Raw genomic sequence first — 19,537 nt, 5'->3', positions numbered from 1 at the left:
CTTGCTCACAACCCCAGATACGTCTTGAGTTCGAACGGCGTCACGTGGCTCCGGTACTCCTCCCACTCGCGACGCTTGTTGCGCAGGAAGAAGTCGAACACGTGCTCGCCGAGTGCTTCGGCCACCAACTCCGACTTCTCCATCTCGCGCAGCGCGCCGTCGAGGTTGCCGGGCAGTTCCCGGTAACCCATGGCGCGGCGCTCGGCCGACGTCAACGCCCATACGTCGTCCTCGGCCTCCGGGGGAAGTTCGTAGCCCTTCTCGATTCCGCGCAGACCCGCGGCGAGGAGCACCGCGAACGTCAGGTACGGGTTGCAGGCCGAATCTGGGCTGCGGATCTCGACGCGACGCGAGGACGCCTTGTTCGGCGTGTACATCGGGACGCGGACCAGTGCCGACCGGTTGGACGGCCCCCAGGACGCCGCCGTCGGGGCCTCGCCACCATGGATCAGACGCTTGTAGGAGTTCACCCACTGGTTGGTGACGGCGCTGATCTCGTTGGCGTGCTCGAGGATGCCGGCGATGAACGCCTTACCGGTCTCCGACAGCTGCATCGGATCGTCCGGGTTGTGGAAGGCGTTGGTGTCGCCCTCGAACAGGCTCATGTGGGTGTGCATCGCCGAGCCGGCCTGATCGCTGAACGGCTTCGGCATGAACGTGGCGCGCACGCCCTCGGCGATCGCGACCTCCTTGACGACGTAGCGGAACGTCATCACGTTGTCGGCCATCGACAGGGCGTCCGCGTACCGCAGGTCGATCTCCTGCTGGCCGGGAGCCGCTTCGTGGTGGCTGAACTCGACGGAGATACCCATCGACTCGAGTGCGTCGATCGCGTGCCTGCGGAAGTTGGGAGCGGAGTCGTGGACGGCCTGGTCGAAGTAGCCGCCGGAGTCGGCGGGCTTCGGCGGCGTGCCGTCGATCGGCCCGTTCTCCAGCAGGAAGAACTCGATCTCGGGGTGCACGTAGCAACTGAAGCCCAGATCGCTCGCCTTGTTCAGCTGACGGCGCAGCACGTGCCGCGAATCCGCCCAGGAGGGGGAACCGTCGGGCATGGCGATGTCGCAGAACATGCGGGCGGAGTGCTGATGCCCCTTGCTCGAACTCCACGGCAGCACCTGGAACGTGGAGGCGTCCGGCTTCGCGACCGTATCCGCCTCGGACACCCGGGAGAAGCCCTCGATCGCGGATCCGTCGAAGCCGATGCCCTCCTCGAAGGCACCTTCCAGTTCCGCGGGGGCGATCGCCACCGATTTCAGGTATCCGAGAACGTCCGTGAACCACAATCGGACGAACCGAATGTCGCGCTCTTCGAGGGTGCGAAGCACGAATTCCTTTTGGCGATCCATGTCCGCGAGAGTAAGCAAAGTTCGTTAAATCTGTGTTACTTCGTTGATTCGACTATGCCGGATTCCGCATCGTGCCAGCGTGCGGGCACCTCGGACGATCCCGTCACAGGCGTGGGTCAGCACATCAGGTCCGCGGGCGGCGCCGCGAGGTCGACGAGATAGTCCGAGACGGCGTCGTCGACGCACGCCTCGCCGTCGAGAACGACGGTGTGCTGAGTGCCCCGGTACGTGACGAGTGAGCCGTTCATCTGCTTCGCCAGATCCACGCCCGCCTGGTACGGCGTCGCCGGGTCCTCGGTCGTCGACACGACGACGACAGGCGGGATCCCGGGCGCCGACACGGTGTGCGGCGAGCCCGTGTTCGGCGCGGGCCAGAACGCGCAGACGTCCAGCGGCGCGCTGCCGGTGCCGCGACCGTCGTCGAGGAACGGCGCCGCCTGGCGGTACCGCACGTCCGCCTCCCCGACGGCCGCGCGGTCGGTGACGGGCGGATCGTCCATGCAGCGGATGGAATTGAAGGCGTCGTTGAGGTTGGAGTACGTGCCGTCGTCGGCGCGCCCCTCGTACAGATCGGCCAGCATCAGCAGCGAATCGCCCGTCCCCGTCTGCAGGCTCTCCAGGCCTCCACGGAGCGGGCCCCACAGATTCGGCGAGTACAGGGCCTGCTGGACGCCGGTGATCGCATCGGTGTAGCTGAGTCCGCGCGGGTCGGTGGTCGCGGCCGGCTTGGCGATCAGCGGGTCGACGAGCGCCCGGAACCTCGCGTTCGCCTGCGCCGGGTCGGTGCCGAGCGGGCAGTCCGGTTGCTGCATGCATTCCGCGGCGAACGCGTCGAACGCGGACTGGAATCCGGCCGCCTGCAGGATCACTTCCTCCGTCGGGTCCTGCTCGGGATCGAGGGCACCGTCGAGGACCATCGCGCGCACGTTGCCCGGGAACGTCTCCGCGTACGTCGAGCCGAGCCGGGTGCCGTACGAGTAGCCGAGGTAGTTGAGCTTCTCGTCACCGAGCACCGCCCGGATGACGTCCATGTCGCGCACCACGTCGTACGTTCCGACGTGCGCGAGGACGTCGACGCCGGTCCGCTCCGCGCACTTGTCCGCGTACTCACGGTTCTCGGCCTCCGTCTGCGCGATTCCGGCGGGACTCATGTCGACGTCGTCGTCCTTACGCCGCGCGTCCACCTCCGGCGGGGTCAGGCAGGTCACCTGCGGCGTGGACGCGCCGACGCCGCGCGGATCGAAACCGATGACGTCGAACCGCTCCGCGATGTCGGTGCCGTCGGCCACGGACGCCAGCCCGATACCCGACGCCCCCGGGCCACCGGGGTTCACGAGCAGCGATCCGACCTTGTCGCCGGTCGCCTTCGACCGGGAGACGGCGATCTGCGCGGTCGCACCCCCGGGGTTCGCGTAGTCGTTCGGCACGGTCACCTTCGCGCAGTCGAGAGTGTCGCCGAGCGGAGACCCGTCCGTGCTGTAGCCCTCGCACGACCCCCACTGCACCTGCTGCGTGTAGAACTCCTCGAGCCCGGCGGGGATCGGTCCGGCCGGAGCCGCCGCGGCCGCCGACGGTTCGGCGACGGCCTCACCGGTGTCCCGTCCGCCTCCCGCACAGCCTGCGACGACAAGGACGACGGCGATGCACCCCGCGAACGCGGCCGGTACCCGAGCACTCTTCGACATAGGACGATCGTGCCAGGGGTTCTGCGCCGGCAGGCCTTCCCGCAGGTCAGAGGACAGACGGTGGGTGTGACCTATCGCACCCGCGCGAGCCCTTCGCTCCCCCGCGGGCCGGTGGCAGACTGTAGGCGTCATCACCCGCACCCGGGGACCCGTCAAGGGCCTCGAGGCCAGAAAGGGACAACGATGTCCGATAGCAAGTCGTCCGCGAGCACGTCAGAAGATCGGCTCTACGGATCAGCACCATCGCACGACGTTCCCAAGCGCAAGACCCGAACCCACCACCTGCAGGCCATGAAGGCCGAGGGTGAACGCTGGGCGATGCTCACCGCCTACGACTACTCCAGCGCCCGCATCTTCGAGGAAGCCGGGATTCCCGTTCTCCTCGTCGGCGACTCGGCTGCCAACGTCGTCTACGGATACGAGACCACCGTCCCGGTCACGATCGACGAACTCCTCCCCCTCGTTCGCGGCGTCGTCCGCGGTGCGCCGCACGCTCTCGTGGTGGCGGACCTCCCGTTCGGCAGCTACGAGAGCTCCCCGGAGCAGGCCCTCGCGTCCGCGACCCGGTTCATGAAGGAAGGGCTGGCCCACGCGGTCAAGCTCGAGGGCGGCGAGCGTGTCGCGCCGCAGATCGCCGCGATCACCGCGGCAGGCATCCCCGTCATGGCCCACGTCGGGTTCACCCCGCAGAGCGTGAACTCGCTCGGCGGTTTCCGTGTACAGGGCCGCGGCGACGCCGCCGAGCAGTTGGTCGCCGACGCGATCGCCGTGCAGGAGGCCGGCGCGTTCTCCGTCGTCATGGAGATGGTGCCCGCCGAGATCGCAGGCCAGGTCACCCGCAAGCTCACCATCCCCACCGTGGGCATCGGAGCGGGCGTCGAGTGTGACGCCCAGGTCCTCGTGTGGCAGGACATGGCCGGCTACACCAGCGGCAAGACGGCGAAGTTCGTCAAGCGCTTCGGTAACGTCGGTGACGAGTTGCGTAACGCAGCCGCCGCATACGCGACCGAGGTACGCGCCGGAACGTTCCCGGCGGAAGAGCACAGCTTCTAGGTCGTCCTCGACTCACCGGGCCGGCACACACTCGAGGGGGATGTTCATGGGACAGCGACGCGTGCAGGGCACCGGACGTCGTCACCGCCCGGCCGTGGTGGCGGCCGCAGCGGTGGCGGCCGCGGCGGTCGTCACGGGGTGTGCCGGACCGGGCCCCGCACCCGCACCCGGCACCACCCCACCCCCGGCCACCACCGCGGTTCCCGGCCCCGGCCTGGTGCCGGGTGGCGTCACCGATGCGCAGGCCGCCCAGCTGTGCACCGACCTCGAAGGTCAGTTGCAGAGTTGGCGCACCTACACCCCGACCATCGGCAAGACCGGGTTGAACGGTCTGGTCGGCACGTGGATCGCGAAGAACAACCTCAACGCGCTCGACTTCCTGCAGGACCGGGGCCGGATCGACGTCATCACGACGGCGGCCTGCCCCGGCATCCGGCAGGAAGCGGTGACCGCTCTGGTGATCCCCGATCTGGCGTCCGGCCTGATCGGGTTCTGAGGCCGACGTGACCCAGCTGCGCACCCTGTACCCGCCGCTCGAGCCGTACCAGTTCGGGCATCTCGACGTCGGCGACGGTCAGCAGATGTACTGGGAGCAGAGCGGGAACCCCGACGGGAAGCCGGTCGTGTTTCTCCACGGCGGGCCCGGCGGCGGCACCGATCCCGCGCAACGACAGTTCTTCGACCCGCAGGTGTACCGGATCGTGCTGCTCGACCAGCGCGGATGCGGCCGTTCCACACCCCACGTCGCCGACGGGGCCGATCTGTCGGTCAACACCACCGACCGTCTCCTCGGCGATGTGGAGTTGCTGCGCAGCCATCTCGGTATCGACCGGTGGCAGGTCTTCGGCGGGTCGTGGGGCTCCACGCTGGCTCTCGCCTACGCCCAGAAGCATCCCGGCCGGGTCACCGAGCTGGTGTTGCGCGGCATCTTCCTGCTGCGCCGCAGCGAGATCGACTGGTACTACAACGGCGGTGCCGGACATCTGTTCCCCGAACTGTGGGAGGAGTTCCTGGCGCCGGTGCCGGAGTCGGAGCGGGGTGGCGACCTCGTCGAGGCCTACCACCGGCTCCTGCAGTCCGACGATCCCGACGTCGCGACGCGGGCCGCGGTCGCGTGGTCCACGTGGGAGGGTGCGACGAGTTCGCTGCTCCCCAAACCGGAACGGGTGGTGGAGACGTCCCAGCCGAGGTTCGCGCTGGCCTTCGCCCGCATCGAGAACCACTACTTCCACAACCGCGGGTTCCTGGACGAGGGTCAGCTTCTCCGGGACGCCGCCGCGCTGGACGGCATTCCGGGCGTGATCGTGCAGGGGCGCTACGACGTGGTGTGCCCGGCGACCAGTGCGTGGGCGCTGCACCTGGCCTGGCCGGGTTCGCGGCTCGAGATCGTCGACGACGCGGGACACTCGGCGATGGAGCCGGGCATCGTGCATCACCTCGTCGAGGCAACGGACCGGTTCCGCGACTGACGCGCTATGCGGGGTAACCGAACTCGACAGTCCGCTTCGCGACGTCGGCGGAGACGAGCCTGATCTTCACCTGTTCGCCCTCGGCGGGGTCGCCCACGCATTTCGCCATCACGGACACGGACGGGACGAACACGTCCGCGGTGCGCTTGCCGTTCCGTGACCGCAGCACGGTCGCGTCGAACGTCTCCCCCACCCGGTCGGCGAGCACGGTCGCTTCGGTGAGGTCGATGCAGGCACGGTCGATCTTGCTCGCGAGGGAATCCGAGCCGACCATGATCTCGGGCATCGAACCCAGGGCGTCCCGCGCCCAGGACGGCACCGGCGTTCCGGCGGTGACGGCGAGGCACACCTCCGTCGAGTACCGATCCGAGAGCCGGCGCAGCGGCGCGGTCACGTGGGCGTACGGGGCGCCGATGGCGGCGTGCGTGGTCAATTCGGGCAGGGCGCCGTCGAACGCCGCGTAGTCGGCGCCCCGCAGCAGCGACGGCGCCTCGGTCATCAGCACCAGCGTCGACGCCGAATTCGGGTCGAGCCGCGCCAGGAGTTCACCGACGCCGACGCTCTCCGGCCAGTCGATCCCCAATGCCGACGCCGTGCGTCGCAGCGCCGCGACCGCGTCCGGTCCGGCGGGCGGCAGGGTGCGGAGCAGCCCGACCTTCGCGTCGAGCATCATGTCCGCGGCGCACATTCCGGTGAGGAGCGAGACCTCGGCGTTCCAGTCGTCGGCCTCGGTGCGGGGCGCGAGGTCGACCCGCCAGCCGTCGCCGTCCGGCACCACTTCCTGCTCGGGGAGCCGGAGTTCGATCGCTCCGCGCGCCACCGCCGCCGCCGTGCGGAGCCGGCCGAACTCCGGCAGCGACGCGATGGACGGATGCAGTCTCCCCGCCTCCGAATCGGCCTGCACCCCGGCGTAGTCCAGCCGTGCCACGGAACGCACCGTCGCACGGGACACCGTGCAGGACAAGGGTGTGGCCGATTCGTCGAGTTCGATCCGCCACACCACCGCCGGGCGGTCCTCGTCGGGGAGAAGACTCGCGGATCCCTCGGAGAGTTCCTTCGGGTGCAGCGGCACCTTGCCGTCGGGGAGGTAGAACGTCTGCCCGCGTTTGCGGGTTTCCACGTCGAGCACCCCACCGGGCTCCACGACGGCGCCGACGTCCGCGATCGCGTAGTGCAGGACGAATCCGACCTGTGTCCGCTCCAGATGCAGCGCCTGATCGAGATCCAGGGAATCGGGCGGATCGATGGTGACGAACGCCAGATCGGTGCGGTCCTCCCGCTCGGACGCATACCGGTCGGACGCCGCCCGCGCCTGCGCGACCGCCGCGGGCGGATACCCCTCCGGCAGGTGGAATTCGGTGCGCACGGTGCCGAAATCGATTCCGCGCGCGACGAAACGACTCATCGGCACCTCACGCACACCCTCTCGACAACGCTAGTTGTTCCACTCCTCGTCTGCCCGGTCCGCCGCCTTGTTCCGCTCCGCGGCGATCTGCAGCGCCTTCTCGGCGGACGCGCGATCGGGGTACGGGCCCATCCGGGACATCGACGATGCCGCCTTCCCCTGCGTGACCGTGCCGTCCTCGACGTTGTAGTACCAGAGATGATCTTCGTCAGTCATGCCCTCAGTGTGGCACCGGTGGGACGTGTGGGGTTGTGGATCACGCTCATACTGTTACCCTCGGAGTCCTGTCCGGTGATACGGTCCCCGGCGCCGGTCAGTGCGGTGCCGATGGCTCGCCTTCCCGGCGCAGTGCCCGAACAGAGAATGGAGCGAGCATGTCAACGATCATTTTTGATCAGCTACTTCCCTACCTCGGTGCCGAAGGCGCCACCTACTGGGCCCAACTGCTGATGGTCGATCCCGTCTGACGGCTGTCGATCAGTCGATACGTCGAAGCCCCCGCCGGACCTGTCCGGCGGGGGCTTCGACGTGAGCGGGCAGGCACGTCCGCGACACATTCGTGACGATTCTCCGAACGCTTCGCCCTGCCCTGGGGACGGGACGTCTCTAGGCTGACCTGATGGCAGTGAATCCAGCGATCGCGGGTCGTGTCTATCCGCCGACCGAGCCCTACCTCGTCGGCCGCGAGAAGATCAGGGAATTCGCCCGCGCCGTCTTCGCCACCAACCCGACGTCCTTCGACGTCGGCAGTGCCCGCGCCGCCGGTCACGCCGATCTCGTTGCCCCGCCCACGTTTCCCGTCATCGTGCAGGAACGCGCACTGGCGCAGCTCGTCGCCGATCCGACGTCGGGAATCGAGCCGGTCAATCTGGTGCACAGCACCGAACACGCCACGTCCATCCGCCCGGTCGTCGCGGGCGACGAACTCTCCGCGGTGCTCACCGTCACGAACGTGACGTCACGCGGTCCGCATACACTGCTCGTCGCCGACATCGAGATCCTCGACGCCGCAGGCGATCACGTGAGCACCATGACGTCGACGCTGTTCGTCAGGGGGGAGGAATGACGTCGCCGCAGCGAATCATGCTCGGCGACACCGTCGCCAAGGCCCGATATCACGTGACCCGGGAATCCCTGGTCCGGTATGCCGGGGCGTCCGGTGATTTCAACTCCATTCACTACCGGGACGACGTCGCGAACGCCGTGGGCCTGCCCGGTGTGCTGGCGCACGGAATGCTGACGCTGGGACTGGCGACGCAATGCGTCGTCGACTGGCTCGGCGACCCGGCACGGGTCACCGGATACCGCGCCCGCTTCACCAAGCCGGTGATCGTCGCCCCGGACGACGGCGCGGTCGTCGAGGTCGTCGCGAAGGCCGCACAGGTCGACGAGGCCGCGGGCACTGCGAGGATCGACCTGACGGTGACGTTCGACGGACACACCGTGCTCGGCAAGTCACAAGTCTGGATTTCACTGCGCTGAGCGCGCCCGACATACTGGGCCGATGATCGGTGTCGTGATGACCGCGTTCGCGGTGCTCGGGCTCCTGACCGTCATTCCGGGTCCGGACATGGCGGTGGTGACGCGCGCCGGCCTGTCCGGTGGACGCGGCGCCGCGCTGCGAGCGACGTTCGGCGTGGTCGCCGGGTTGATGGTGTGGGGCGCGCTGACCGTCGTCGGGCTCGGCGCGGTGCTCGCCGCCTCCGCGGAGGCCTACACCGTCGTGAAGATCGTCGGCGGGATGTACCTGGTGTATCTGGGCCTCTCCACCCTCTGGCGCAGCCGGTCGCGACAACGCACCGCCGCGCCCGGACCGGCACAGGTTCCGTCGCCGGGGTCGAGTTGGCGGGCCGGGTTCCTGACCAACCTCCTGAACCCGAAGATCGCAGTGTTCTACACCGGCCTGCTCCCCCAGCTCGTTCCGCCCGGGTGGCCGACCGCCCCGACCCTGGCGTTGCTCGTGCTCGTTCACGGGCTCCTCGGGATCGTCTGGCTCGGCGCGTACAGCCTTCTGCTGACCCGTGCCCGTACCACGCTGGAGAAGCCGTCGGTGCGACGGACCCTGGATCGGATCACCGGAACGGTCCTCTTCGGTTTCGGCGCCGTCGTCGTCGCCGAGGCACGGTAGGGCCGAGGTCAGTTCCGGGAATCGCCGGAAGTCGCCGAGCTGCCGCCGAGCAGAATCGTGCTGATCAGATTCGGGTCGTCGGTCATCGGGACGTGCCCGATGCCGGGCAGGACCAGTATCCGCGCCTGCGGGAGGAATCGGCGCACCCCCCGTGCCTGATACACCGGCAGAATCAGGTCGCGGCGCCCCCACGCCACGGTGACCGGAACCGTCGCGTCGACGACCGACGGAAGATCGAACGACGCCGTCATCCCCTTGTCGACCAGGGCGTTGGTGGTGAGCGAGTGCGCGTCGACCACGGCATCCTCGTACGGCACCCGGCTGGGCCGCGCGAAGAAGGCGGCAAGCGAGGGGTAGCGGACAGCCTTGTACCGCAAAGCCTTCGGAGCGTTCGGACCCATTGCCCGGGCGAGTCCGCGCAGGGCCCGGAACGTGTAAATGGTGCGGGCCTGATCGGCGTGGTTGACGAAGAAGCCGGCCGGTGAGAGCGCCGTGGCCGAGGCGACCTCGCCCCTGGCCGCCAGCGCGAGGGACAGCCAGCCTCCGAGCGAGTTTCCGGCGACGTGGGGCCGTTCGCCGGGCGGCGTCACCGAGCGGACGAACCCGCTCAGTTCCTCGAGGAGTTGATCCATCATGTCCGGGCCGTCTTCGAGTGCCGCCGATTCTCCGTGTCCCGGAAGGTCGACGGTGACCACTCGGCGATAGGGCGTCAACTGGTCCAGCAGGGCGTTCCAGGCCTGCCGGCGATGCACCACCCCGTGCACGAGTATCAGGGTGGGGCCGGAGCCGGCGATGTCGTGGGGCAAGTCCATGGACAGATGTTACCGCTATCGCGAGTAACATCTACTGCCGCCGATAGAGGGGCCCATCGCCCACGGACGTGGGCGACGGGCCCCGGCATCGACCCCGATTCGGGTCAGTCGGGCCGTTGCGGGAAAGATGCTAACCGGTCTGTTTGTTACTCGCCAGTCAGGATCGAGACCTCGCCGACCGGCGCACGGGTGAGGCGGACGAGTTGGCGTGTAAGCCGGATCCTGTCCCCGAGCGCCGAAGCGCCGGGTGGCGACCATCCATCTGGGCACACCGTCGCCGGGTACCTCGAGCGGTTCACCCGCAGGCTCGGGCGAGCAGCCCTCGGACACCTGCGCAGCCGCACCGGGATCCCGGAGGATCCGGTGCGGCCTTCAACCTTGCTCCGGGCGGGGTTTACCTAGCCACCCCGGTCACCCGGGGTGCTGGTGCGCTCTTACCGCACCGTTTCACCCTGACCGACGCCTCACCCCGGAGGATGTGGCGTCGGCGGTCTGTTTTCTGTGGCACTGTCCCGCGAGTCACCTCGGGTTGCCGTTAACAACCGCCCTGCTCTGTGGAGTCCGGACTTTCCTCGACTCAGGGCCTGTGCACTGATGTGCTGGTTCCCTGTGCCGCGGTCGCCCGGCCAACTCGTCCGCCCGATCAGCCTACAGTTCGCGCGAACGTGTCATGCCGCCGCACTATGGTCTGATCATGACCCGATACGCCGCCCTCCTGCGCGGCATCAATGTGGGCGGCATCAACATCAAGATGGCCGACCTCCGCAGCACCTTCGTCGATCTGGGATTCGAGAACGTGAAGACCGTCCTCGCGTCGGGCAACGTGCTGTTCGATTCCGACCGTGACGACGTCCCCGCGCTGAAGAGTGAGATCGAATCCGGCCTGCGTGCCGAATTCCACTACGAAGCCTGGGTTTCGTCCTCGACCTCGACACGGTTCGACAGATCGTCGACGACTACCCGTTCGACCCCGAGCGAGAAGGCTGGCACCCGTACGTGCTGGTGACGCCCGAACCCGAGGTCCTGGACACCCTTCTGAGCATCGGGGACGAGCTGGATCCGGGGGTCGAACGGGTGCAGGCCGGCGACGGCGTCCTGTACTGGGAAGTCGAACGGGGTATGACGCTCAAGAGCAGGTTCGGCAAGAGCACCGGCGCTCCCAAGCTCAAGGCGTTCACCACAACCCGGAATCTGCGCACCCTCCACAAACTCCTGAAGTGACCCGTCGGTGACAGTTCTGGCGGTGGCGCTCGTCGCCGGAGTCCTCGTCTTCGCCGTCGTGCGTCCACGGAGGCTGCCCGAGATCGTCGCGGCCGCACCGGCCGCGGTCGTCGTCCTCGCCACCGGTCTGGTGACGCCGGCGGAGGCCTGGGACGAAGTGTCGGAGATGGCCCCGACCGTCGGGTTCCTGGCGGCGATCCTCGTCCTTGCGCACCTCGCGGACGCCATGGGGGTGTTCACCTGGATCGCGGGCCGGTTGCGGCGCGGGGCGCGGGGGGATCCGAAGAGGTTGCTGACTCTCGTGTTCGCGGCGGCGGCGCTGACCACCGCGGTCCTGAGCCTCGATGCCACGGTGGTCCTGCTGACACCGGCGGTGATCGCCACCGCCCGCTCGCTGCGGATGGATCCGCGCCCCCATTCGTATGCCACCGCGCACCTGTCGAACACCGCGTCGACCCTGCTGCCCGTCTCCAACCTGACGAACCTCATCGCGTTCTCGGCGACCGGGTTGAGCTTCCTGCATTTCACCGCCGTGATGGCGCTGCCGTGGGCCGCGGCGATCCTCGTCGAATTGATCCTGTTTCGCGTGTTCTTCCGGCGGCACCTCGTCCGGCCCGAAGCCGAGCCGGAGCCGAAACGTGACCCGCCGGCGCCGGTAGTCGCACTGTCGATCATCGCGGCCACACTCCTGGGGTTCGCGGTGTCCGGCTTCGTCGGGGTCGCACCGGCGTGGGTGGCCGCGGCGGGGGCGATCGTGCTGGGCGTCGTCGCCCTGCGTGACGGCCGGACCAGCGTGGGCCGGATCGTGTATTCGATCGACGTGTGGTTCTGCGGGTTCGTCCTGATCCTCGGCGTCGTCGTGGCCGGGGTCGCGAACGGTCCGATCGGCGAATGGATCGCCACGCGACTGCCGACCGACACGTCGTTCACGGCGTTGCTCACGATGGCCGTCGTCGCCGCGGTCGCCGCGAACCTGGTGAACAACCTCCCCGCCACGCTGCTCCTGCTGGCAGCGCTCGGACCGCACGCTCCGACCGGACTCGTGCTGGCGATGCTGCTCGGTGTGAACCTCGGCCCCAACCTCACGTACGTGGGGTCGCTGGCGATCATGCTGTGGCGGCGCGTCGCCGCGCGCGCCGGATCTCCCGCAGATCTCCGGACGTTCACGATTCTCGCGCTGGTGACCACGCCGTTGACCCTGCTCGCCGCGGTCGTTGCCCTCTGGGCCTGTGAGTACTTGTTAACCGCCCGCGGTTAACAAGTACTCACAGGTGGGAGGTGTCGTTGACCAGGCGGACGGACGAGCCGCCGTCGGGATAGAACTCGGCGATGCTCAGCGAGGCCAGATCCAGATGCAGCTTGTACAGCAGGGACGGTCCCGCGTCGAGCGCCAACTGCAACAGGGTCTTGATGGGGGTCACGTGGGTGACCACGAGGATCGTGGAGCCGGCGTAGGAAGCGGTGAGGTCGTCGCGAACCTTCAGGATGCGCTCCCGCACCTCGTCGAAGCTCTCCCCCGCGGGCGGGCACACCGACGTGTCCGATAACCACTTGCGGTGCAGTTCGGGGTCACGCTCGGCAGCTTCCCGGAACGTGAGGCCCTCCCACTCGCCGAAGTCGGTTTCGGTGAGGCCCTCGTGCACGGTGACCGGGAGTCCGAGCACCTTCGCTGCCGCCGTCGCGGTCTGCTGCGCGCGTCCCAGCGGGGACGACACCACGGCCGCGATTCCGCTGTTGCCTGCAAGGCGAGCGGCCGCGCCGTTCGCCTGGGCCTGCCCGATCTCGGTGAGGGCCGGGTTCCCGCGACCCGAGTACCGCCGGTCGACGGACAGCGCGGTCTGCCCGTGCCGAAGCAGCAGCATCCGGGTCGGGGCGCCCGTCGTGTCCATCCAGCCCGGTGCCGCGGGGGTGGCCTTCTCCGACTGGACGGCAGCCGGTTCCGGTTCGGCGTCGGAATCGCCGGCGGCGCCGTCCATGGCTTCGTTGGCGAGGCGGTCGGCGTGCGCGTTCTCCGCCCGCGGAATCCAGGTGTACGTCACAGAATCGAACTGCCGGGCGAGTGTGGACGCCTGGCGCTGCAGCGGAATCATGTCCGGGTGCTTCACCTTCCAGCGCCCGGACATCTGCTCGACCACCAGTTTGGAGTCCATCCGCACGTCCACCTCGGACGCGCCGAGTTCGGCGGCGGCGTCGAGACCGGCGATCAGCCCCCGGTACTCGGCGACGTTGTTGGTGGCGATCCCGAGGCTCTCCTTGCGTTCCGCGAGAACAGTGCCGTGGGTGGCGTCGAACACCACGGCGCCGTAGCCGGCGGGTCCGGGATTGCCGCGCGAACCACCATCGGCCTCGACGACGACCCGACCGGCACTCACAGACCCGACTCCTTGGTGCGCACCAGGATCGCGCCGCATTCCGAGCAGCGCACGACGACGTCGGGTGCGGTGGCGGTGATGCGGGAGATCTCGCCGCGGTCGAGTTCGATGCGGCACGCTCCGCAGCGCCGGGCCTGCAGCAGCGCCGCTCCGACACCGTTCTGGCTGCGCTGCTTCTCGTAGACGGCGATCAGGTCGGCGGGGAACTGGTCGGCCAGCGCTGTGCGGTCGCGGATGCAGCGCTGCTCGGCGGCGTCCAGATCCGCGACGGCGTCGTCCCGGCGGCGGGCGGCGTCGATGAGGTCTTCCTCGATCTGCGACAACTGCGCACCGGCGTGGTCGTGGTCGGACTGCGACGCCTCGCGCCGTTCCATCACCTCCAGCAATTCGTCCTCGAGCAGTCCCTGACGGCGGACGAGGCTGCCGAGTTCGTGTTCGAGTTCGGTGAGCTGCTTCGATCCGACCGTTCCGCTCTGGAGCAGCGTGCGGTCGCGGTCCTCGCGCTGACGGACGGCGTCGACCTCACCTTCGAGCTTGCGGATGTCGCGGTCGAGATCGTCGAGGACGATTTCGACGGCCACCGCCGCGTCCTTACGGGTGACGCGCTCCGCCTCGAGCCGCTCGACTTCCTGACGCTCCGGAAGCGCGGTGCGTCGGTAGGCGATCCTCGACAGCTCCGCATCGACGCCGGCGAGGTCGAGAAGCTTGGACTGCACCTGTGGTTCGACGTTCACGCGTGGTAACTCCTGCTGTCTTCTGTGAAGGGTTCTTGTGTGCAGATTGCTGGGTGTCAACCGTACCCCGGCGGATCACCGGTTTCGGCCGGACGGCGCTACGACGGCGACGCGCTGACCGACCACGGATCGGTCCGTACGGCCGACACCCGAACCTGCCAATCCGGTGTATGGCCGAACGCGGTGTCGAGGACGCCCTTGGCCTGGTCACACCACGGCTGCTCGCTCGCCCAGTGCGCGACGTCGATCAGGGCCGGCCCCCCGGCGCGCAGGTGCTCGTCCGCCGGGTGGTGTCGCAGATCGGCGGTGACGTAGGCGTCCACGCCGAGTCGGGAGACGGCGTCGAGGTACGAGTCGCCGGAGCCGCCGCACACCGCGACGGTGCGGATCATCGCTTCGGGGTCGCCCGCGGCCCGCACACCCCACGTCGTGGCGGGCAGCGCGTCCGCCACCCGGTCGGTGAAGTCCCGCAGCGACAGCGGCTCGGGCAGCTCCCCGACCCGCCCGAGTCCGCGGGGTCCGGGGAACGTCGCCATCTCGAACACGTCGAACGCGACCTCCTCGTACGGGTGGGCGGCGCGCATCGCGGCGAGCACGTTCTGCCGGATGCCGCGCGGAGCGATCACCTCCACCCGGCTCTCCTCGACACGCTCGAGCGCACCGACCGCGCCGAGGGTGGGGTTCGCGCCGTCGGTCGGGAGGAACTGGCCCTGCCCGGTGACGGACCAGCTGCAGTCGCGGTAGTTGCCGATGTGCCCGGCGCCCGCGTCGAACAGGGCGCGGCGCACCGTGTCGGCGTCGCCCGCCGGGACCAGGACGACCCACTTGTCCAGGTTCTCGGTGGGGTGCGGGTCGATCGGTCCGGTGACGGTGAGTCCGAGTGCCTCGGCCAGCGCGTCGGAGACGCCGGGGTCCGCGGAGTCGGCGTTGGTGTGCGCGGTGAACAGGGCGCATCCGGCCTTGATCAGCTTGTGGACGAGTGCGCCCTTCGGCGTGTGGGCGCCGACGGTGTCGACGCCGCGCAGCAGCAGCGGGTGGTGGACGAGGAGAAGGTCGGCGCCGGCGTCGATCGCCTCGTCGACCACCGCGGCGGTCGGATCGACCGCGATCGTCACCGTCGCCACCGTGTCGTCGGGGTCGCCGCACACGAGGCCGACGGAGTCCCACGATTCGGCGAGGGCGGGCGGGTACGCCGCATCCAGGGTCGCGATCACGTCGGCGAGACGCACCGGGTTCACAGGATCTCCTTCATCGCGTCGATCAGGACGTCGGCCTGCTCGCGGGGGCGCACCGCGACCCGGAGGAAGTCGGGACCGAGCCCGGGGAACGTGTCGCACCGCCGCACGGCGATGCCCCGTTCGCGCAGTTGCTTCCGCACGAGTTCGCCGTCCGGCAGTCGGAGCAGCAGGAACGGGGCGACGGCAGGCTGGTGCACGGCGACGCCGATCTCGCTCAGCCGACGGATCAGGTAGTCCCGCCACGCACCCAGCACGCCGGCGTGCTCCCGGGCGGCGGCGACAGCGTCCGGTTCGCTGCATGCGGCGATCGCCTCCACCTGCAGGCTTCCCAGTGGCCAGTGCGCCCGCCCCACCTGCAGGCGTTCGAGGATCTCCGGGGAGCCGAGCGCGTACCCGCAGCGCAGTCCGGCCAGTGCCCACGTCTTGGTGAGGCTGCGCAGCACCAGCACGTCGGGCAGCGAACGACCGGCGAGCGACTCGACCTCGCCCGGCACCGCGTCGGCGAACGCCTCGTCGACCACGACGATCCGGCCGGGGCGGCGCAGCCGCAGGATCCCCTCCGCCGGGTGCAGCACCGACGTCGGGTTGGTCGGGTTGCCGATCACGACCAGGTCGGCGGATTCGGGGACCGAAGCGGCGTCCAGAACGTACGGATCGCCCAGCAGCACCTGCGTGACGGGCACGTTCGCCTCCCGCAGGGCCCACTCCGGTTCCGTGAACGACGGATGGATCAGCGCCGCCTGCCGGACCCCGAGCCGTGGGAGCAGGGAGAAGCCCTCGGCCCCACCCGAGAGGAGCAGCACCTCGTCGGGCGAGCGGCCGTGCCGGGAGGCCACGGCGGTCCGGGCGGCGCGATCGGCCGCGACGGTGGGATAGGAGCCCAGGCGCGGCAACGCGTCCGCGAGGCGCAGTCGCAGCCATTCAGGGGGCCCGTCGCCCTGCACGTTCACTGCGAAATCGAGGAGACCGGGTCCCGCATCCACGTCTCCGTGGTGACGCAGGCTCTCCCGGCTACCGGCACGAATGTCCACAGCTGTCGAGCCTAAGGGACAATGGTCCGGTGACATCTCTCTCCACCTCCCCGTCCTCCACCCCTTCTGCCCTGTCGGCGCCGATCGTGCTGTTCGACCTCGACGGCACGCTCACCGACTCCGCGCCCGGCATTCACGCCGGGTTCCGTCATGCGCTCGCGACGATCGGACAGCCGGAACCGACCGACGAGATGATCGACACCGTCATCGGCCCGCCGATGATCGACACGTTCCGGTCGATGGGGCTGGACGAAGACGTCGTTCAGCAGGCGATCGCGGCCTACTTCGAGCGCTACGACAGCGTGGGGTGGGCGGAGAACGCCGTCTTCGACGGCATCGAGAAGGTCCTCGTCGATGCCCGCGACAGCGGCAGAAGGCTCGCCGTCGCCACGTCCAAGTCCGAGCGGTTCGCGATCCGCATCCTCGAACACTTCGAACTGGCCCACTACTTCGAGTTCATCGGCGGCGCCAGCGACGACGGCAGTCGGCGCGCCAAGTCGGACGTGATCGCCCACTCCCTCCGGAACCTGGGAGTCACCGCCACCGAGGGCGCCACCCCCGACGTCCTGATGGTCGGCGACCGTGACCACGACGTCCTCGGTGCCGCGCACTGGGGCATCCCCGCGGTGTTCGTCGAGTGGGGCTACGGATTCCCGGCCGAGGCCGAGCGCGCGCACACGACGGCGCAGACCGTCGCCCACCTCGGGAAGATGCTCGATGCCGCAGCCTGACACCCCGTTGCACGTGACGTTCGTGTGCACCGGAAACATCTGCCGCTCCCCGATGGCCGAGAAGATCTTCGCCGAGCACCTTCGCCGGGCAGCCCTCGACGACCGGGTGATGGTGAGCAGCGCCGGGACCCACGGCTGGCACGTCGGCCGTGAGGCCGACATCCGCACCAACGAAACCCTGAAGCTGAACGGGTACCCGACGGGCCACACGGCCACGGAGGTCGGGCCGTTCCATCTCGGCGCCGATCTGGTGGTCGCGCTGGCGGCGAATCACGACCGTGAGCTTGCCCACATGGGCGTCCCCGACGAGCGTCGCCGGTTGCTGCGCAGTTTCGACCCGGATGCGGACACGTCGTCCGTCCCCGACCCCTTCTACGGCGACCTCGAGGACTTCGAACGGGTCCGCCTGCAGATCGAGGCCGCGGTGCCCGGGCTGCTCGACTGGGTGCGCAGCCGGTAACCCACGATCAGGGTCCTCACCTGCGAGCGGCTACCGTGGAGGCGTGCGAAGGCTGAGATTTCTGTTGCGACCCGGCTGGTTGGTGTTGGCCTTGGTGGTCGCCGGATTCGCATTCATGTGTTTCTACGTGCTCGCGCCGTGGCAGCTCGGCAAGAACACGTCGACGGAGCACCGGAACCAGCTGATCGCCGACTCGGTCGACGCCGAGCCCGTTCCGCTGGAGACCCTGCTGTCCGGCGCGGCCCCGAATCCGGACGACGAGTGGCGCCGCGTCACCACGACCGGCTCGTACGTCCAGAACAGTGATCTGCTGGTCCGATTGCGGTCCATCGAATCGCAGCCCGCCTACGAGGTCCTGACCCCGCTGCAACTCACGGACGGTCGCACGATCCTGGTCAACCGCGGCTACGTCCGACCGGTCCAGGGAACCGAGCCGCCGCCGGTGGATCCGCCACCGGCCGGGCCGGTGACACTCGACGGTCGCGTCCGCAAGTCGGAGGGCACCATCGCCGGCAAGGAGCCGATCGACGAGAACGGGCTCCGCCAGGTGTATTACATCGACGCGGGTCAGATCGGCGGTTTCATCGGCACCGACCTCGTCGACGCGTACGTGCAACTCGAACCCGATCAGCCCGGCGGCCTCGGGACCATCCCGCTCCCGCAACTCGACGCGGGCCCGTACCTGTCGTACGGCTTGCAGTGGCTGGCGTTCGGCATCATGGCCCCACTCGGCCTGGCCTACTTCATCCGCGCGGAGTGGCGCGAACGCCGCAAGGAGAAGTCCGCGAAGACCTCCGAGGACTCCGCTCCGGCTCCCGCACCGGTGGCCCGGAAGAAGCCGTTCACGCGAAGCAAGCCGGTGGAATCAACGCCTCGGACGGCGGCGGAAGCGAAGCTGGCCGACCGCTACGGCAAGGGCCGCTGACACCAGCGCCGCGCCGCCCTGCACCGCGGCGGACAGCTTCACCGCACGGTCGAGGTCGACGGGCCGGGGCGACGCCCCGGAGCCGAGGACGGGTCGCATCTCGACGCCGTGCGCGTACTCGGTGCGCCCGCCCAGCGAGATCCCGAGTGCGCCCGCCGCGCTGGCCTCCGCGACACCCGCGTTGGGGCTGGGGTGCTGGGACGCGTCGCGTCGCCACGCCTCCCACGCCTCGTTCGGCGACCCGCCGACCGTCGGTGCGGCCGCGACGGTCAGCGCACCCGTCAGGCGGGCGGGCAGCAGGTTGAGGACGTCGTCCCAACGCGCCGCCGCCCAGCCGAAGTTGCGGTACTTCGGCGAGCGGTACCCGACCATCGCGTCCAGGGTGTTGGACGCCCGGTAGACGAACAGTCCGGGGATGCCTGCCACCGCGCCCCACACGAATGCCCCGACCGCCGAGTCTGACGTGTTCTCGGCCACCGACTCCAGCGTCGCCCGCGTGAGCCCGTCGACGCCGAGCACGCTGGGGTCGCGACCGCACAGCGACGGCAGCAGGGCGCGGGCGGCGGCAAGATCGTCCGCCTCCAGGTGTGCGGCCATGGTCGATCCGGTCCGTCCCAGCGACGTTCCGCCGAGCACGGCCCACGTCGCGGCGGCCGTTCCGGCCGCCTCGCCTGCCCATCCCCCGCGCCGCGCCACCCGCGTCGCGGCGACCCCCAGACCCGCCGCTCCGCCGACCAGGACGGCCACGTGCAGGATCCCGGCCGACCGGGAGTCGCGGTACGTCGCCGTCTCCAATGCCATTGCCGTGCGGCCGAATCCGGCCACGGGATGCCACCGGGCAGGATCGGCGAACACACGGTCGGCGGCGAAGCCGAGAAGCAGTCCGGCAGCACGCGCGGCGGCGGGACGGGAGGTTCGATGCACGCC

General features: G+C 69.4%; 20 protein-coding genes, 1 other RNA gene and 1 pseudogene. 11 read left to right on the top strand and 11 right to left on the bottom strand.

All coding sequences use genetic code 11. The features are described from left to right. Nucleotides 1-5 precede the first annotated feature (5 nt). Together glnA and GO592_RS08475 are read right to left on the bottom strand one after the other, a co-directional pair. Nucleotides 6-1,346 carry a type I glutamate--ammonia ligase gene (gene glnA / locus GO592_RS08480; RefSeq protein WP_005247775.1) on the bottom strand — a complete coding sequence of 447 codons (1,341 nt, stop codon included), beginning with the start codon at nt 1,344-1,346 and terminating at the stop codon, nt 6-8. A gap of 116 nt (nt 1,347-1,462) precedes the next feature. Next, nucleotides 1,463-3,031: an alpha/beta hydrolase gene (locus GO592_RS08475; RefSeq protein ID WP_007299545.1), complete on the bottom strand. Its 1,569-nt coding sequence runs from the start codon at nt 3,029-3,031 to the stop codon at nt 1,463-1,465. Between the two features lie 183 nt (nt 3,032-3,214). Here GO592_RS08475 and panB point away from each other — a divergent pair, with 183 nt between their 5' ends. Genes panB through pip form a run of 3 tightly spaced genes read left to right on the top strand, consistent with a single transcriptional unit; the run spans nt 3,215 to nt 5,553 of the window. Beyond that, on the top strand, nt 3,215-4,084 hold the full coding sequence (panB, locus tag GO592_RS08470) for a 3-methyl-2-oxobutanoate hydroxymethyltransferase (protein WP_005247779.1): 870 nt from the start codon (nt 3,215-3,217) through the stop codon (nt 4,082-4,084). A 40-nt stretch (nt 4,085-4,124) separates the two neighbouring features. Further along, nucleotides 4,125-4,580 carry a hypothetical protein gene (locus GO592_RS08465; protein ID WP_007299544.1) on the top strand — a complete coding sequence of 152 codons (456 nt, stop codon included), beginning with the start codon at nt 4,125-4,127 and terminating at the stop codon, nt 4,578-4,580. Between the two features lie 7 nt (nt 4,581-4,587). Next, nucleotides 4,588-5,553, top strand: coding sequence for a prolyl aminopeptidase (pip, locus tag GO592_RS08460; protein ID WP_007299543.1), 966 nt, complete (start codon nt 4,588-4,590; stop codon nt 5,551-5,553). Between the two features lie 4 nt (nt 5,554-5,557). Here pip and GO592_RS08455 read toward each other — a convergent pair whose 3' ends face one another. Both GO592_RS08455 and GO592_RS08450 read right to left on the bottom strand, forming a co-directional pair. After that, nucleotides 5,558-6,958 carry an RNB domain-containing ribonuclease gene (locus tag GO592_RS08455; protein ID WP_007299542.1) on the bottom strand — a complete coding sequence of 467 codons (1,401 nt, stop codon included), beginning with the start codon at nt 6,956-6,958 and terminating at the stop codon, nt 5,558-5,560. Nucleotides 6,959-6,988: 30 nt separating this feature from the next. Beyond that, a complete protein-coding gene (locus tag GO592_RS08450) occupies nt 6,989-7,174 on the bottom strand; it encodes a hypothetical protein (RefSeq protein WP_005254262.1) in 186 nt (61 codons plus the stop codon). A 403-nt stretch (nt 7,175-7,577) separates the two neighbouring features. On the opposite strand from GO592_RS08450, the gene GO592_RS08440 reads away from it, so the two are divergent. The 3 genes from GO592_RS08440 to GO592_RS08430 are packed head-to-tail and all read left to right on the top strand — an operon-like array spanning nt 7,578 to nt 9,086. Next, nucleotides 7,578-8,024: an FAS1-like dehydratase domain-containing protein gene (locus GO592_RS08440; RefSeq protein WP_007299541.1), complete on the top strand. Its 447-nt coding sequence runs from the start codon at nt 7,578-7,580 to the stop codon at nt 8,022-8,024. Beyond that, nucleotides 8,021-8,440 carry a MaoC/PaaZ C-terminal domain-containing protein gene (locus tag GO592_RS08435; RefSeq protein WP_005567677.1) on the top strand — a complete coding sequence of 140 codons (420 nt, stop codon included), beginning with the start codon at nt 8,021-8,023 and terminating at the stop codon, nt 8,438-8,440. Before GO592_RS08440 ends, GO592_RS08435 begins: the two co-directional genes overlap by 4 nt. A 22-nt stretch (nt 8,441-8,462) precedes the next feature. Then, the gene (locus GO592_RS08430) at nt 8,463-9,086 is read left to right on the top strand and encodes a LysE family translocator (protein ID WP_007299540.1); all 624 of its coding nucleotides are present in this window, start codon (nt 8,463-8,465) and stop codon (nt 9,084-9,086) included. Between the two features lie 8 nt (nt 9,087-9,094). Here the strand turns inward: GO592_RS08430 and GO592_RS08425 are convergent, their stop codons facing one another. Then, nucleotides 9,095-9,898, bottom strand: coding sequence for an alpha/beta fold hydrolase (locus GO592_RS08425; RefSeq protein ID WP_007299539.1), 804 nt, complete (start codon nt 9,896-9,898; stop codon nt 9,095-9,097). A gap of 195 nt (nt 9,899-10,093) precedes the next feature. Then, an RNA gene (rnpB, locus tag GO592_RS08420) (RNase P RNA component class A) lies at nt 10,094-10,532 on the bottom strand. Nucleotides 10,533-10,592: 60 nt separating this feature from the next. Between rnpB and GO592_RS08415 the strand changes: the two are divergent. Together GO592_RS08415 and GO592_RS08410 are read left to right on the top strand one after the other, a co-directional pair. After that, nucleotides 10,593-11,119: pseudogene (locus GO592_RS08415) on the top strand (DUF1697 domain-containing protein). Nucleotides 11,120-11,126: 7 nt separating this feature from the next. Continuing rightward, the gene (locus GO592_RS08410; RefSeq protein WP_007299538.1) at nt 11,127-12,377 is read left to right on the top strand and encodes an SLC13 family permease; all 1,251 of its coding nucleotides are present in this window, start codon (nt 11,127-11,129) and stop codon (nt 12,375-12,377) included. A 7-nt stretch (nt 12,378-12,384) separates the two neighbouring features. Here the strand turns inward: GO592_RS08410 and GO592_RS08405 are convergent, their stop codons facing one another. From GO592_RS08405 to cobC, 4 genes are all read right to left on the bottom strand, one after another. Then, entirely contained in the window at nt 12,385-13,491 is a 1,107-nt protein-coding gene (locus GO592_RS08405) for a bifunctional RNase H/acid phosphatase (RefSeq protein ID WP_007299537.1), read from the bottom strand. Then, nucleotides 13,488-14,225: a zinc ribbon domain-containing protein gene (locus GO592_RS08400; protein WP_007299536.1), complete on the bottom strand. Its 738-nt coding sequence runs from the start codon at nt 14,223-14,225 to the stop codon at nt 13,488-13,490. Before GO592_RS08400 ends, GO592_RS08405 begins: the two co-directional genes overlap by 4 nt. Nucleotides 14,226-14,323: 98 nt before the next feature. After that, entirely contained in the window at nt 14,324-15,463 is a 1,140-nt protein-coding gene (locus GO592_RS08395) for a Nif3-like dinuclear metal center hexameric protein (RefSeq protein WP_007299535.1), read from the bottom strand. Beyond that, on the bottom strand, nt 15,460-16,494 hold the full coding sequence (cobC, locus tag GO592_RS08390) for an Rv2231c family pyridoxal phosphate-dependent protein CobC (protein WP_039952382.1): 1,035 nt from the start codon (nt 16,492-16,494) through the stop codon (nt 15,460-15,462). Before cobC ends, GO592_RS08395 begins: the two co-directional genes overlap by 4 nt. A gap of 29 nt (nt 16,495-16,523) precedes the next feature. Here cobC and GO592_RS08385 point away from each other — a divergent pair, with 29 nt between their 5' ends. Genes GO592_RS08385 through GO592_RS08375 form a run of 3 tightly spaced genes read left to right on the top strand, consistent with a single transcriptional unit; the run spans nt 16,524 to nt 18,610 of the window. Then, nucleotides 16,524-17,225 (top strand): HAD-IA family hydrolase, encoded by a 702-nt coding sequence (locus tag GO592_RS08385; protein ID WP_039952380.1) that lies wholly within the window; start codon nt 16,524-16,526, stop codon nt 17,223-17,225. Further along, entirely contained in the window at nt 17,212-17,685 is a 474-nt protein-coding gene (locus GO592_RS08380) for a low molecular weight protein-tyrosine-phosphatase (protein ID WP_007299532.1), read from the top strand. Before GO592_RS08385 ends, GO592_RS08380 begins: the two co-directional genes overlap by 14 nt. Nucleotides 17,686-17,728: 43 nt before the next feature. Then, entirely contained in the window at nt 17,729-18,610 is an 882-nt protein-coding gene (locus tag GO592_RS08375; protein ID WP_039952379.1) for an SURF1 family cytochrome oxidase biogenesis protein, read from the top strand. On the opposite strand, the gene GO592_RS08370 is transcribed toward GO592_RS08375, so the two are convergent. Further along, nucleotides 18,551-19,534: a cobalamin biosynthesis protein gene (locus tag GO592_RS08370; protein ID WP_007299530.1), complete on the bottom strand. Its 984-nt coding sequence runs from the start codon at nt 19,532-19,534 to the stop codon at nt 18,551-18,553. The two genes, GO592_RS08375 and GO592_RS08370, sit on opposite strands and share 60 nt — an antisense overlap. Nucleotides 19,535-19,537: the final 3 nt, after the last annotated feature.

It is taken from the genome of Rhodococcus sp. 21391, from assembly GCF_016772255.1.
Taxonomy (GTDB): domain Bacteria; phylum Actinomycetota; class Actinomycetes; order Mycobacteriales; family Mycobacteriaceae; genus Rhodococcus_F; species Rhodococcus_F opacus.
The sequence above is the reverse complement of the archived record's forward strand: the minus strand, read 5'-3'. Positions and strand labels throughout refer to the sequence as shown.